Origin of the sequence: Amycolatopsis pithecellobii, assembly GCF_009707865.1 — a bacterium.
Lineage (GTDB): Bacteria > Actinomycetota > Actinomycetes > Mycobacteriales > Pseudonocardiaceae > Amycolatopsis_E > Amycolatopsis_E pithecellobii.
In genome coordinates, this window is sequence record NZ_WMBA01000067.1 from 1 (window position 1) to 12,867 (window position 12,867).

Below are 12,867 nucleotides of genomic sequence, written 5' to 3' on the forward strand. Positions count from 1 at the left end.
TGCACACTGATCAATTGAGACCCTTGGTGTGATCGTCTTCCCTAAGCAAGAAGCATGATCAACCAAGGGCCTCATCCATGATCATCCGGGTGCCCCGTCATGGCCCCGAACGTTAAAACTCAAGCTAGGAAACAACCTGGCGGCACACCAGCCGCAGCACCTCAGTATCCACAGTGGACGGTTGCGCCGCTAGCCAGCCGCCGATCTCCTCGACGAACTGCTCGGGGGTCATCGGCGGCGCCGGCAGGTCGAAATCCTCCTCGGTCGTCACCTCGCCGGCACGGCTCGGATACACAATCAACGCACCCCGGATCTCGACCCCAGGTAACAGCTCCCGGTAGGCCTCGATGGCCTCCGGGAGCCGGGTCGCACCACCCCGGAAGCGCCGGTCGTCGCGCCACAAGGTGCCGTCCTCGTCCGCGCCGTAGGTGCCGGGCAGCCACGTCTTCGACTCGATCAGAACGAGCCGGCGCCCGGCCAGCACGGCGTGGTCGATATCGGCGAACACCGAGCCCGGCCACGCCAGACCGTGGAAGATCCGCGCGCTGGGCAGCCGGGTGAGGTACCGGTCCAGCAGCTCCGCGGTCAACCGCTCGCCCCACTGGTCGGCATCGGAGCCGGGGCGGCCGAACACCACCGTGCCACCGAACTCCGCCGCGAACCGTTGGCGCGCCTGGATCACCAGCAAATGCCGCCGCACGAGCCAGATCGCGACGGCCATCGCCAGCAGCAGCCAGACGGTCAGCAGCAACCATCCGGCCATCAACGGCAAGACCACGAGCAGCAACCAGCCGAGCAGTATCGCGGCAGGTGCGTGACCCGGCCGTTGCGGTGTCTCCGGGCGGGCGGCTTCGACGCCGCGATGCCACCACGGCAGGGTTTCCGGATCGAGCCGCGGCATACTCGCGACGAACGAAGGATCTTCGCCGAAACCACGTGGCCGCTGCCGGACCCGCACGGGCACCGGTGACAGTCCACGGTCGTAGTCAGCCCGCCGGTGCGGATCGCTCAGCGTTTCGTAGGCTTGCCGCAACACATGGAACTCGGCGGGCGAACCGCCCGCGTCAGGGTGACTCGCCCGTGCCTTCAACCGGTATGCCGACTTGATCTCGGCTTCGGAGGCGGACCTGTCCACCCCGAGCAGCTCGTAGTAGCCGGGCTCGTGCACGCGGTCACAATACAAGGGCCGTTTCCCCGGCTAGACTTGCCGAGCCGACCGAAAAGCAGGCCGGCTCGGCAACGATGGGCACAGCACGCGATGGCAGGTTCGCCGGCCGGTGATCTGGCCCGAAAACTCGGAATCCGCACCGGCCGCGTGGTCGCGCCGGCCGGACTCGGGGCCATCGTCGTTGCCGCTCTGCTGTTCGTCCTTCCCCCGCACAGCACCATTGTCGCGCTGGTCATGGGAATCGCCGGGGTCGCCGCGTTCGGGCTCGGCATGGTCCGGTACGCGGGTGGGCCATGGTGGGCGCTGATCGTCGCGGTCGTGTCGAGCGGGTTGTTGTTCGCCGCGGTGACCGTCGGCGGACGGGGGCTCGCGCTGCACACGTTCGGGCTGACCGAGTCCTGCCAAGTGGTCCACCGCGAAGAGGTCGACACGCGATCTCGGTACCACCACTACGGATTCGTGCACACCATGGCATGCCCACGGGCCGGCACGTTCACGATCCGCACCGATTCGACCGACCGGCAACGCGAGGGAGCACCGGCCGCGGTGCTGGACGACCCCGGCGGCGTGCTTCAACCCGATTTCGCGGAACGGCACAACCTCGCCGTGGAGATCACCGCGATCGTCGGGGCGGTGGCACTCCTCGTGCTGACGGTCTGGACCACCCGGCGCAGGGTCAGAGCAACGAGCTAGGGTCCGCCGGCACATCGGCCGCGTGCTGGCGCAACGCGTCCAGCTCCAGGACTTCGAGGCTGCGGGCGTGCGTCGCGGCCAGCACGACGGGTGGCGCGACCCCCGCTTCGTATGCCTCCTGCCAGCGCGCGGCGACGATGCACCAGCGGTCACCGGCGTGCAGGCCGGGGAAGTCGTACTCCGGGCGTGGGGTGACCAGGTCGTTGCCGACCGCGAGCTGGTGCTCGAGGAACTCCTTCGTGACGACGGCGCAGACGGTGTGGCTGCCGAGGTCTTCCGGGCCGGTGGTACAGCTGCCGTCACGGTAGAAGCCGGTGATCGGATCACTGCCACACGGTTCGAGGTCCCCGCCCAGCACATTGCGGTCGTTCGACATGGATCCAGCTTGGCATCATCCCACCGCTTGCGCCGCCGATCGTGGCAACAATTGTCCGCCACACCGATGAGTTCTCCCGCCTCGTCCGGTCTGTACAGGTATCCGAGCGGAGGCGATGCTGGTGACCATGACGATGACCGAAAGACCGGCCGGGGAGGACTTTCTCCGTCAGGCCGATCCGTTCAGACGTGAATTGCTCGCGCACTGTTATCGCATGCTGGGTTCGGTTCACGACGCCGAAGACCTGGTGCAGGAGACCTACCTGCGTGCGTGGAAATCGTACGAGAAGTTCGAAGGGCGTTCGTCGCTGCGCACCTGGCTGTACCGCATCGCGACCCGCGTGTGCCTGACCGCGCTGGAGAACCGCGGCAAACGCCCGCTGCCGACCGGGCTGGGCGGGCCGGGCTCGGAGGCCGGGGACGAGCTGGTCGAGCAGGCCGAGGTGCCGTGGCTCGAGCCCGTTCCGGACGCGATGGTCGGCGCCGAGCAGGCCGATCCGGCCGCGATCGTGACTTCCCGCGAGAGCATCCGGCTGGCATTGATCGCCGCGCTGCAACATTTGCCGCCGCGCCAGCGGGCGGTGCTGATCCTGCGCGATGTGCTGCAGTGGCGCGCCGCCGAAGTCGCGAAGGTGCTCAACACGACGACGACCGCGGTCAACAGCATCCTGCAGCGCGCCCGTGCGCAGCTGGCCGAGGCCACCCCGCACGAGGAGGAGATCGTCGAGCCGAGCGTCGCCGGCCAGCGTGAACTGCTCGACCGGTTCGTCGACGCCTTCGAGCGCAAGGACATCCCGGCGATCGTCGAGTTGTTCACCAAGGACGCCGTCTGGGAGATGCCCCCTTTCATCGGTTGGTACCAGGGCGCGGAGAACATCGCGCGGCTCATCGACACGCAGTGCCCCGCCGAAGGCCCCGGCGATATGCGGCTCGTCCCGACCTCGGCCAACGGCCAGCCCGCGTTCGGCCTGTACATGCGTGACGGTGACGTCTACCGGCCGTTCAACCTGCCGGTGCTCACGCTTTCCGAATCCGGCGTCGAACATGTCGCGTGCTTCTTCGACCTCACGCTGTTCCCCAAGTTCGGCCTGCCGGAGGTCCTCGTTCGATGATCGACGAGGGCGCGGCGGCGCTGGTCAGTGGAATCGGACTGCTCGAACGCGCGATCAACTACATGCTCGGCAGTCTGCACCTGGTCACCCCCGCATTGCTGTCGCGCCCGACGCCGTGCCGCGACTGGGACCTGCGCGAACTACTCGCGCATCTGGACGATTCGTTGCTGGCGCTGCACGAGGCGGCCGACCTGGGGCAGGTCACGCTCGACGCCGCTGAATTCGCCCGGGCGGACCCGGTGGCAGCGGTGAAAAACCGTGCCGGTCACCTGCTCGCCGCGTGGAGTGCCGCTTCGGTGCCGGGCACGGTGGCGGTCAGCGGAAGCCCGTTGACCGCGGGCATCCTCACCAGCGCGGGTGCGGTCGAAGTCGCGGTGCACGGCTGGGATGTCGCACAGGCCTGCGGTCACCATCGTCCTCTGCCGGAAGCGCTCGCGGAGGAGCTGCTGGACCTGGCTCCGTTCTTCATCGCCGACCACGACCGGCCCGGCCGGTTCGAGCCGCCGTTGCTGGTCTCGCCGCTGGCGAGCGCGAACGACCGGTTGCTCGCCTTCACCGGACGAAATGCCTGACTGGATCGTCTACCAAATTGTTGGCAATATTGTGGACACGCTTCTCGGGTCGGTGGAGAGCCGAGTCCGAGGAGTTGCCACGGGTTCGTTGTTGGTCGTCAGCGCGCATGCGGGCGATTTCGTGTGGCGAGGCGCAGGGGTCATCGCCCTGGCGACCGCCCGCGGGGGCCGGGCCACCGTGCTGTGCCTGACCTTCGGCGAGCGTGGCGAGTCCGCCAAGGCCTGGCGCGCCGGCAACAGCCCGGCGGAAATCAAGCAGCTCCGTCGCAAGACCCTGGGAGCGGACATCCGGTTCCTCGACGCCGGCGACTACCCCCTCGTCGAGTCGCCCGAGCTGGTGGACCGGATTGTGCACGTCTACCGCGAGGTCGTGCCCACCAGCGTGTTCGACACCAAGCGCAAGGCCATGGAATGCCTTCCCGTGCAGCAGCACATGTGGGACTACTACACGGATCTCGCGAAACGACGGGGCGTGCAAATACCGACGGCCTGTTCGGGGAACTGTTCGCCACCGCGTTGCGACATCGTGGGGTGCGCGGCCTGGTCACCACGACCGGGGTGCGTGATGTCGCCGAACTGCACGCGATGAACTTCCCCGTGTGGTCCGCCGCCGTTTCCGCGCGATATTGGCCGACGACGGCGTCGTCGTGGTGCCCCGCGCCGACGTCGACCGCGCCCTGGACGCCGCGCAAGCCCGTGCGGCGAAAGAAGAAGCGACCAGAGAAGCCTTCCGCGGCGGCGAACTCGGCCTCGACCGCTACGGCCTACGCGACAAACTGTCCGAACTCGGCGTCATCTACGTGACAGCCGAGGAGTACGGGTTGTGAGGGATTTCGGGCAACATCGGTTGGCCAAATCAGCGCCAGGGAACCCGTTCCGGTTTTCTTCGCGTCTATGCGGACGTCAGCGATTACGTTGACCCGCATCTCCTCAGACCCCGTGGAAGGACCCGGACCGGTGCTTATCACAGCGCAGTACACGAACACCCAGGCGAGTGCGTCGATCAGTCCAGGGGTCGTGACCACGATAATCGTTGTCGCCGCGGCATTCGGCCTGTTCATGATCGCCGCGATGTGGCGGGTGTTCAGCAAGGCGGGCAAGCCCGGCTGGGCGGCGATCGTGCCGATCTACAACACCGTCGTGCTGCTGCGTGTCGCGGGCAAGCCCGGCTGGTGGTTCCTGCTGATGTTCATTCCGGTGGTCAACATCTTCGTGGTGTTCTCCACCTACGTCGGGCTGGCGAAGTCGTTCGGCAAGGGCGCCGGTTTCGGTGTGGCGTCGGTGTTCTTCCCGTTCATCTGCATCCCGATCCTCGGCTTCGGCAGTGCCCGCTACCTCGGCGGCCACAACGGTGGCCAGCCGCCCTACCCGCCGCAGGGCTCGTACCCCCCGCCGTACCCGCCGCAGGGTCAGCAGTACCCGCAGCAGTACGGCAACCCCTACGGGCAGCAGCCTTATCAGGGCCAGCCGCGTCGCTAGTCAGTCCACAGTAGACAATCCCGGGTCCGGCGCTGTGCCGGCCCGGGATTTCGCTTTTCCCGCACCGGGAACGGGCCCTGTTGAGCAAGCGCCGCGCGATGATGGTGTGATCGGCGGTATGCGGGACACGGTGCTGCCAACCTTGAGCAGGTGGGCGAACTACAGCCGGTTGTGGCTGGCGGTCAGTGGCGTCCTGGCCCTGAGCGGCAACAGCGGCGCCCGGCGTGGCGCGCTGCGCGGGCTGATGGCGCTGAGCGTCGCGAGTTTCAGCACGAACGTCGTGCTCAAGAGCCTGGTGCGCCGGCCGCGGCCCGCCGTGGACGCGATTCCGGCCGTGCGGCGGTTACGCCGTCCGCCGATCACGACGTCGTTCCCGTCCGGCCATTCCGCCTCGGCCGCCGCGTTCACCACCGGCGTCGCCATCGAGCAGCCGCTGCTCGCGGTGCCTGTCGCGGTCCTGGCGTCCGGGGTGGCGACGTCCCGGGTGGTGACCGGGGCCCACTATCGCAGTGACGTCTTCGCCGGGGTCACGATCGGGATCGCCGCCGGAGTACTGACGTTGCGCTGGTGGCCACGGACTTCGCCCAGTTCCTGATCTTCCGCCAGAAACCGGCCGGTTCTTCTCGCCGGGGTACGCGAACTCGCAATGCCCCCGGCAGGGACCTGAACCGCAGCGGTGGCGCCAGTTTCCGTGCCTCGCCGTCGATCCCGACGTCGAGCAGTTCGTCCCCGGAACCGACTTCGAACTCCCGCACCGTCCATTCCCGGTAGCCGGGAAAGTGGTCGACACGCTCCTCGGACTCCGCGGACAGCAATGCCCGCAGCCCGCCGTTGCGGTTCGCGGTGACCGTGACGATCCCCAGCATGCCGGCGTCGAGCCTGGCCCTGGTGCCGAACTGGCTGAGGCTGGTGAGGTGATAGGCGTTGTTGGACACCAGCAGTACGTCCGCGGTTTTCGCGGTCGTGCCCTCGGGCCCGGTGAATCGCAGGTCGAACGGTTCGGTGTCCGGGCTGAGCAGCTCGGGAAGGATCTGCGCGGCGGTGGCGATCTTGGCGTCGCGGTAGTTGCCGGACTGCACGACCTTGCCGTAGACGCCGAGCGAGACGTTGTTGACGAACACCTCGTCACCGACCAGCGCGAGGTCGATCCGCTGCTCGATGGCTTCGCCGAAGGCATCGAGGGCGGCGGCCACGTCGTCGCGGTCGAGGCCGAGGTCGAGCGCGAAATGGTTGCGGGTGCCGGCCGGTACACAGACGAACGCGAGCCCGTGCCGCCGCGCGACGTCGGCGACCAGCGCCTGTGAGCCGTCGCCACCGGCCATGCCGAGCACATCGGCGCCGTCGGCCGCCGCCTGCTCGGCCAGTGCGCGCAGATCATCGTCGGGGCTGAGCACGATCGTGCGGACCCCGAGTGCCTCCGCCTTCGCCACCAGGTCGGCACGTTCCGCTTTGCCGTCCCCGGAGCGCGGGTTGACGATCAGCACACCACGGCGGGCCGGGCGCACGCGTTTTCTGGCGTGGCGACGTTGCCGTCCGCCTGGAGAGTCCATGTTTCGCGTGCCTTCGCCGGATACGCTGCCGAGGGTGAAACTGTGCGCCCGGAGAGACTCGAACTCTCACTGGCACGGACCTAAACCGTGTGCCTCTGCCAATTGGGCTACGGGCGCGACTTGCTCAGCCTAGCCGCCTCGTGGCGGCTGTTCCGGCGTGGCCGGTACGAGCCGCACGATGCCGTGAACTACGGTAAGGCCCTGCCGAAATCGAGGAGGACTGGTGGCCCGCGATCCCGACACCATCGAGCGCGAGATCGAGCAGGCCCGCGAGGCGCTGGCGTCGACGCTGGATCAGCTCGGTGAGAAGGCCGACCCGAAGAAACTGGCCGACTCGGCGAAGACGAACGTGCGCGCGAAGCTCGACGACCCGAAGGTGAAGTTCCCGCTCATCGGGGTGGGCGTGCTCATCGTCGGATTGCTGCTGCGCAAGCTCTTCCGCTGACCCGCGCGCCGGCCGGCCACGGGGGCGCCGGTGCGCAGAACCTCGCGCATCGGCGGCGCCCCACGGTGTTGTGGTACGGATGCCCAGCGGCTTCGCGCTGTCGGCCCCGTACCCGCTCGCTGCGTATCGCGCAGCACCCTCAGCTGCGACTCGCGGCCTTCGCCGGGGTGGTCTCGACCTTCGGCTCCTTCTTGGAGTTCTCCAGCGCGTCACCGATGTTCGCGGTCAGCTTGGCCTTCGGCTGGCGGCCCGCCTTGTTGTTCGGTTTCGCCGGCTCCTCGGACTGCTGAGGCGGCACCGGGGACTCGCTGGGCTCGCCGTCCGAGGCTGCCGCCTCCGGCTGGGCTTTTTCCGGCGACTTCGCGGGTTCCGGCACCGCGTCCGGGCGCGTCAACCGCGCCGTCATGTAAGCCGCCGTGAACTCGAGTGCACTGCCGTTGAGCAGGTGCACGACGGTTGCGCTCTTGGCGTCCGGGCCCAGCGACTCCACGAGCTGGTCCACGTTGTCCCGCGCGGCGATGATGCCCGGCGCTCTCCCCTTGAGCGTCTTGCCCTGCCCGGCGACGGTGATCGCCCAGTCGTCGTCCTCCTGGACGTAACTCGCCATGATCGGTTCGGCCATCAGGTCCTCCACCCTGCACCGGCTGCCTGGCTCCGCCAGTGGGACCCAGGCCGCACCGCCTTGTGACGCCGATCGGTTACGCCCGATCGGGCGTAACCGAGTAACCGTTTGCTGAACTCGCGTCGGCGTCTATCGATACCTCAACACGACTCTGGGTTACAAGCAACGGAACCAACTGTGCTCTGCGTGACTATCGCTTCGCAGATGCACGGATGTCCGCACGAGCGTGTCACCTTCGCTTACCCAGTGCGTTCGACAAGACCGCCCCAGAGGACCGCCATGGCGTAGTCAGTAGCCCGTTCAGGTGTCACCTCGTCGTGCCGTTCGCACCAGATGGCCAGCCGTTCGCAGGCGCCGACGATGATTTCGGCGACCGCTTCCACCCTTGAGGGGGACCCGAGATCGAGATAGCCGGTCATCAATTTGGCAACCAGATCGGTCTGCTGCCGCCGGGTGGCCTCGATCTCCTCGGAAGCGGATGTACCGATCAAGACCATCTCCTGCCGCAGCAGTGACCAGGCTTGCCGCCGCTCGTGGATGTAGACGAAGAACGCCAGCAGCCCGCGGCGAAGCGCGTCCTCGGCGGAGGTGGCGCCGGTGACCGACTCCTCGGTGGCTTCGCGCAGCTGCGCCCGTGAAGTGGCGATGCAAGCCAGTAGCAGGCCTTCTTTCGAGTTGAAGTACTCGTAGAGCATCGGCTTGGACACGCCGACGCGCTCGGCGATCTCGTCCATCGACGCGGCGGCGTACCCGCGCTCCGCGAACACCGCCTCGGCGACCTCGATCATCTGCCGCTCGCGCTCGGCCCTGGGCATGCGCTTGCGAGTGCTCACGGCGAACACTCTATCGAACGTAACCTACTTCAAGTAAGGTGGACTCGCGGTAACACTAAACGAGGAAGTGCGAGGGAGACGGATGGGCGAGCGCACCGAAGCCGAGGTTGTCATCATCGGCACCGGGTTCTCCGGGCTCGGCATGGCGATCCAGCTGCTCAACCGGGGACACCGGGACTTCGTGATCCTGGAGAAGGCCACCGATGTCGGCGGCACCTGGCGGGACAACACATATCCGGGCTGCGCCTGTGACATTCAGTCGCACATGTACTCGTTCTCGTTCGAGCAGAATCCCGAGTGGACGCGGGCATTCTCACCGCAGCAGGAAATCTGGGACTACCTGCGCGGCGTCGCAGCGAAGTACGACCTGTACTCCCACATCCGCTTCGGTCAGGAAATGACCGGGGCGCGCTGGGACCCGGAGGAACACCGTTGGCTCGTCGCCACGAGGGGCGGCGACGAGTTCGCGGGCCGGTACCTGGTCAACGGCATCGGTGCCCTGCATCTGCCGCAGATCCCGGAGCTCGAGGGCTTGGAGAACTTCCGCGGTGAGAAGTTCCACTCGGCCACCTGGAACCACGACTACGACCTGCGCGGCAAGCGGGTCGCGGTCGTGGGCACCGGGGCGAGCGCGATCCAGTTCATCCCGCGCATCGCCCCCGATGTCGCGAAGCTGACGGTCTTTCAGCGCACGCCGCCGTGGGTGATGCCGAAGCCGGACCACGAGATGCCGGAGTGGACGCGGAAGCTCTTCCGCAGGGCGCCGGGGTTCCAGCGGGCCTATCGCGACCTGCTCTACTGGATGCTCGAATCGCGGGCGGTCGGCTACAACAACGGTGGCCTGCGGCTGATGAAGCTCGCGCAATGGCTCGGCAAGCGGAACATCGAGCGCGGCGTGAAAGATCCGGCCTTGCGTGCGCGGTTGACCCCGGACTACGTGCTCGGGTGCAAGCGGGTGCTGCTGTCGAACGACTATTACCCGGCGCTGGCGCGGGACAACGTGGACGTGCGCACCGACGGCGTGCGAGAGGTGCGCGAACACAGCATCGTCGACGGTGCCGGGGTGGAGCACGAGGTCGACACCATCATCTTCGGCACCGGCTTCCACGTCACCGATGCGTTCGAGAATCTCGAAATCATCGGCGCAGGCGGGCGGAACCTGGCCAAGGATTGGGCGGACGAGGGGATGCGCACCCACCTCGGCATCACCGTGGCGGGCTTCCCGAACCTCTTCTTCCTGCTCGGGCCGAACACCGGACTCGGCCACAACTCCGTCGTCTTCATGATCGAGTCGCAGGCGAGGTACGTCGCCGAGGCCATCGAACTGGTCGGGCGGGCAGGGTCGGCGGGGATCGCCACACGACCCGAGGTGCAGGAACGGTTCAACGCGGACATGCAGCGCAAGCTCGAAAAGGGCGTATGGACGAGGGGTGGATGTCGCAGCTGGTATCTCGACGCACAGGGGGTGAACCGGACGCTGTGGCCCGGTTTCACCTGGCGTTACTGGCTGGCGACCCGCAAGGTCGACCCTGCGGACTTCGAACTAATCGGCACCGCAGATGACAAGTAGGGCCTGACCATCCACGGGTTCGCGGCCGAACGCGACTAGAGAGCGCTTCCGGCATCCAGCCCGCCTGGCGGGGTCAATCCCCGCAGCAGCGCGAGCAGTTCCGGCGCGGTCAACCCGCATAATTCGGCCATCCGCTCGACCGCGGCGGGGTCCAGTTGCACTTCCTGCGGAGTGCCCGGCTGACGGAGCCGGTCCTCGGCCCATCTGCGTAACGGGAGCAGCTCACTGCGGTGATCCGCGACGATCTGGCCGAGATCGAGGCGCACCTTGCCGGGTTCGTCGGTGAAGACGCGCCGGTGCACACGCGCGAGGAGATCCTGTGGGAGTTCGTCCATCGCCAGACAGAGCTCGACAAGTCGCACCACCGAGCACTGCCGGGTCCCCAGTTCGTAGGTCGCCAGCGTCTGCAACGAGATATCACTTTGGAGGTGCTGGTTCAGCTCCTTGCGAGTCCACCCTCGCAGCCGCCGAAGTTTCCGGAGTTCCTCCCCCAGAACTCGCTGATAGAGCTCACTGTCGATGTGCACTCCTGGTCCCCTGCCCTGCGTCGCGCCGCACCCCTGCGCCGGCACGTCCGGTCGAACGTCAGTGGTGTCCACGGGTATGTAAGTCGCTGAGCGCTCCGCTCTTACGCGACTTCGACCGAGTTGTTCGCGGATTAGGCCGATTGGGCTAACGGGCCAAGGTCTGAAAGATGTATGTCAGTTAACGCAAGTGATCCCGTCGGCGGTGATCGGTTTGTCATCGGCGTTCGCCGGTGGCGGAGCGCTCGACGACGGCGCCGGGCCCGCGGCCTGCTGCAATGACTGGCTCGATGACGAGCCCGAGTAGTTGTTGCCGATTACGACGAGTATGTGCCCGGACTGTACCGCTGTGTCCTGCTGCAATGTCGCCGGCGAGCCAAGCGCATCGGCCACGTTCTGCGCCGCGCCCTGTGCGCCGGCGGGGTAGCGGATCGTCGTCTTGCTGATCTTGGCGGTGGCGTTCGCGGTGTCCCCCGCGGTGAAACCCTTGCTGGTGAGCGCCTGCGACACGGTGGCGGCGAGCCCGGACTTCGCCGTTCCGTTGTGGACGTCCACAGTGGTCGACGCGTTGGGACTCGCACTCGGGGGAGCCTGCGTGGGTGGTGCGCCCGGCGGGGTGGTCACGCCCTGGACGAAATTCTTGACCTGGGCCGGATCGACCTGAATGGCCGTGCCATCGGTGGGGCTGTCGTAGTCGGGGTTGACCACCGGGATCGTCTGGAACTGCAGTTGCCCGCCGCTCAGCCCCTTCATCTGCTGGGCGAAGCCGAAAATATCCCAACCCTGGTTGAGCACCACGGATTTCTTGATCGCGTCGGTCAGACTGCTGAGCTTGCCGGGATCGGCGAGGGTGCCCGCAGAGAGCACCTTCTGTGCCATCCCGGCCATGAACACCTGCTGGCGCACGACCCGGTCGAGATCACCGCGCGGCAACCCGTGCCGCTGCCGGACGAACTCGAGCGCCTCGACACCGGAAATCGTGTGCCGGCCCGCGGTGAACTTCGCCCCCGAATACGGGTCGTTGACGTTCGCCTTGAGACAGACGTCCACGCCGCCGATCGCCTGGGTGATATCGGAGAACCCGAGCAGGTTGATCGAGGCGTAGTTGTCGATCGACGATCCGGTGAGCTGCTGGACCGTCGCGATGAGCGTTTTCGCACCGGCTTGAGCGCTTTTGACCTCGACGTCCTTGGGGTCTGTGTCACCGGAGTCCTGCAACCGCTTGCGCTCGGCCGCCTTCGCCCGCGCGTACGCCGAGTTGATCTTGTGCTTGCCGTAACCGCCGGGGATGTCGACATACGAGTCGCGCGGCAGCGAGATCGCGACCGCCTTACTCCCGTCGTTCGGGATGTGCACCATGATCAGCGTGTCGGTGTTCTCCTCGCCGTCGGAGACCCCGGCCCGCAACTGGTCGAGCAGCTGCTGTGGCAGCGGGTTTCCCTGCGCGTCGGTGCGCGAGTCCATCCCGACGAGCAGGATGTCGCGCGCCCCGTCCGGCGGCTGGTCGGCGTTGATCACATCGGCCGTGGTGAGCCCGCTGACCAGGCCTTGCATTGCTGCCCACGCGTACCCCGTCAAGCCCATGACCAGCAGTGACACCAGGCCGACCGCGATCTTCACGCCGTACCGGCGGCGCGGCGGCGGGGGTGCGGGACGGCGGCGAGGCGGTGGTGGACCTGGGCGGCGGCGTTCTCCGCGCGCGGCCGGGGAACGGGGGCGGCGGACGGGACCCTCATGACGGGCGTCGGCGGGGCGGCCCGACCGCGGCGCCGGACGCCCACGCGCCCCACGCTCGTTCCGCGGCGGATACTCCACGCCCACGTCTCCCTTCCCCGGCTCGCAGCTCGCCGTCCCCAGGGACGCCCGACTGTGTCACCCGGTTGCGGTAGCGTCCCATATCGATCAGCGAATGTGGCTCACAACA

Annotated in this window: 14 protein-coding genes, 1 tRNA gene and 2 pseudogenes; 9 read left to right on the forward strand and 8 right to left on the reverse strand. The window is 67.3% G+C overall.

The window, feature by feature from the left end; genetic code table 11:
• Positions 1 to 124 precede the first annotated feature (124 nt).
• Entirely contained in the window at positions 125 to 1,168 is a 1,044-nt protein-coding gene (locus GKO32_RS31045) for a J domain-containing protein (RefSeq protein WP_312868864.1), read from the reverse strand.
• A gap of 90 nt (positions 1,169 to 1,258) precedes the next feature.
• Here GKO32_RS31045 and GKO32_RS31050 point away from each other — a divergent pair, with 90 nt between their 5' ends.
• Complete coding sequence (locus GKO32_RS31050; protein WP_154760474.1) at positions 1,259 to 1,861, forward strand: hypothetical protein; 603 nt, start codon at positions 1,259 to 1,261, stop codon at positions 1,859 to 1,861.
• Here the strand turns inward: GKO32_RS31050 and GKO32_RS31055 are convergent.
• Positions 1,845 to 2,237, reverse strand: coding sequence for a DUF2237 family protein (locus GKO32_RS31055; protein ID WP_154760475.1), 393 nt, complete (start codon positions 2,235 to 2,237; stop codon positions 1,845 to 1,847). The two genes, GKO32_RS31050 and GKO32_RS31055, sit on opposite strands and share 17 nt — an antisense overlap.
• A gap of 133 nt (positions 2,238 to 2,370) precedes the next feature.
• On the opposite strand from GKO32_RS31055, the gene GKO32_RS31060 reads away from it, so the two are divergent.
• From GKO32_RS31060 to GKO32_RS31085, 6 genes and pseudogenes are all read left to right on the forward strand, one after another.
• Entirely contained in the window at positions 2,371 to 3,348 is a 978-nt protein-coding gene (locus tag GKO32_RS31060) for a sigma-70 family RNA polymerase sigma factor (protein WP_154760506.1), read from the forward strand.
• Entirely contained in the window at positions 3,345 to 3,920 is a 576-nt protein-coding gene (locus GKO32_RS31065; protein ID WP_154760476.1) for a TIGR03086 family metal-binding protein, read from the forward strand. Before GKO32_RS31060 ends, GKO32_RS31065 begins: the two co-directional genes overlap by 4 nt.
• Positions 3,913 to 4,302 (forward strand): annotated as a pseudogene (locus GKO32_RS40675) (PIG-L deacetylase family protein); the annotation flags it as partial. The gene GKO32_RS31065 and the pseudogene GKO32_RS40675, both read left to right, overlap by 8 nt.
• A gap of 80 nt (positions 4,303 to 4,382) precedes the next feature.
• Positions 4,383 to 4,747, forward strand: a pseudogene (locus GKO32_RS31075) (RraA family protein); the annotation flags it as partial.
• Between the two features lie 190 nt (positions 4,748 to 4,937).
• Entirely contained in the window at positions 4,938 to 5,399 is a 462-nt protein-coding gene (locus tag GKO32_RS38555) for a DUF5684 domain-containing protein (protein ID WP_208024601.1), read from the forward strand.
• 118 nt (positions 5,400 to 5,517) lie between these two features.
• A complete protein-coding gene (locus tag GKO32_RS31085; protein WP_154760478.1) occupies positions 5,518 to 5,994 on the forward strand; it encodes a phosphatase PAP2 family protein in 477 nt (158 codons plus the stop codon).
• Here the strand turns inward: GKO32_RS31085 and GKO32_RS31090 are convergent.
• Together GKO32_RS31090 and GKO32_RS31095 are read right to left on the reverse strand one after the other, a co-directional pair.
• The gene (locus GKO32_RS31090; RefSeq protein WP_154760479.1) at positions 5,927 to 6,949 is read right to left on the reverse strand and encodes a diacylglycerol/lipid kinase family protein; all 1,023 of its coding nucleotides are present in this window, start codon (positions 6,947 to 6,949) and stop codon (positions 5,927 to 5,929) included. The genes GKO32_RS31085 and GKO32_RS31090 overlap by 68 nt on opposite strands.
• A gap of 43 nt (positions 6,950 to 6,992) precedes the next feature.
• Positions 6,993 to 7,066: transfer RNA gene (locus tag GKO32_RS31095), tRNA-Leu, on the reverse strand.
• Positions 7,067 to 7,172: 106 nt separating this feature from the next.
• Here GKO32_RS31095 and GKO32_RS31100 point away from each other — a divergent pair.
• A complete protein-coding gene (locus GKO32_RS31100; RefSeq protein ID WP_312868865.1) occupies positions 7,173 to 7,394 on the forward strand; it encodes a DUF3618 domain-containing protein in 222 nt (73 codons plus the stop codon).
• A 139-nt stretch (positions 7,395 to 7,533) separates the two neighbouring features.
• Here the strand turns inward: GKO32_RS31100 and GKO32_RS31105 are convergent, their stop codons facing one another.
• Together GKO32_RS31105 and GKO32_RS31110 are read right to left on the reverse strand one after the other, a co-directional pair.
• Positions 7,534 to 8,016 carry a hypothetical protein gene (locus GKO32_RS31105; RefSeq protein WP_154760481.1) on the reverse strand — a complete coding sequence of 161 codons (483 nt, stop codon included), beginning with the start codon at positions 8,014 to 8,016 and terminating at the stop codon, positions 7,534 to 7,536.
• Positions 8,017 to 8,255: 239 nt separating this feature from the next.
• A complete protein-coding gene (locus tag GKO32_RS31110) occupies positions 8,256 to 8,831 on the reverse strand; it encodes a TetR/AcrR family transcriptional regulator (protein ID WP_154760507.1) in 576 nt (191 codons plus the stop codon).
• A 100-nt stretch (positions 8,832 to 8,931) separates the two neighbouring features.
• Between GKO32_RS31110 and GKO32_RS31115 the strand changes: the two genes are divergently transcribed.
• Positions 8,932 to 10,419, forward strand: a complete 1,488-nt coding sequence (locus GKO32_RS31115; RefSeq protein WP_154760482.1) for a flavin-containing monooxygenase — start codon at positions 8,932 to 8,934, stop codon at positions 10,417 to 10,419.
• Between the two features lie 35 nt (positions 10,420 to 10,454).
• On the opposite strand, the gene GKO32_RS31120 is transcribed toward GKO32_RS31115, so the two are convergent.
• Together GKO32_RS31120 and GKO32_RS31125 are read right to left on the reverse strand one after the other, a co-directional pair.
• Positions 10,455 to 10,946, reverse strand: a complete 492-nt coding sequence (locus tag GKO32_RS31120; RefSeq protein ID WP_312868866.1) for a helix-turn-helix transcriptional regulator — start codon at positions 10,944 to 10,946, stop codon at positions 10,455 to 10,457.
• A 174-nt stretch (positions 10,947 to 11,120) separates the two neighbouring features.
• Positions 11,121 to 12,758 carry an LCP family protein gene (locus GKO32_RS31125; protein ID WP_446680221.1) on the reverse strand — a complete coding sequence of 546 codons (1,638 nt, stop codon included), beginning with the start codon at positions 12,756 to 12,758 and terminating at the stop codon, positions 11,121 to 11,123.
• Positions 12,759 to 12,867: the final 109 nt, after the last annotated feature.

Coding starts and splice junctions, on each gene's coding strand:
- GKO32_RS31060 (WP_154760506.1), top strand. CDS start 2,371: ATGACCGAAAGACCGGCCGGGGAGGACTTTCTCCGTCAGGCCGATCCG.
- GKO32_RS31110 (WP_154760507.1), bottom strand. CDS start 8,831: ATGCCCAGGGCCGAGCGCGAGCGGCAGATGATCGAGGTCGCCGAGGCG.
- GKO32_RS31050 (WP_154760474.1), top strand. CDS start 1,259: ATGGCAGGTTCGCCGGCCGGTGATCTGGCCCGAAAACTCGGAATCCGC.
- GKO32_RS31065 (WP_154760476.1), top strand. CDS start 3,345: ATGATCGACGAGGGCGCGGCGGCGCTGGTCAGTGGAATCGGACTGCTC.
- GKO32_RS31055 (WP_154760475.1), bottom strand. CDS start 2,237: ATGTCGAACGACCGCAATGTGCTGGGCGGGGACCTCGAACCGTGTGGC.
- GKO32_RS31105 (WP_154760481.1), bottom strand. CDS start 8,016: ATGGCCGAACCGATCATGGCGAGTTACGTCCAGGAGGACGACGACTGG.
- GKO32_RS31090 (WP_154760479.1), bottom strand. CDS start 6,949: ATGGACTCTCCAGGCGGACGGCAACGTCGCCACGCCAGAAAACGCGTG.
- GKO32_RS31085 (WP_154760478.1), top strand. CDS start 5,518: ATGCGGGACACGGTGCTGCCAACCTTGAGCAGGTGGGCGAACTACAGC.
- GKO32_RS31115 (WP_154760482.1), top strand. CDS start 8,932: ATGGGCGAGCGCACCGAAGCCGAGGTTGTCATCATCGGCACCGGGTTC.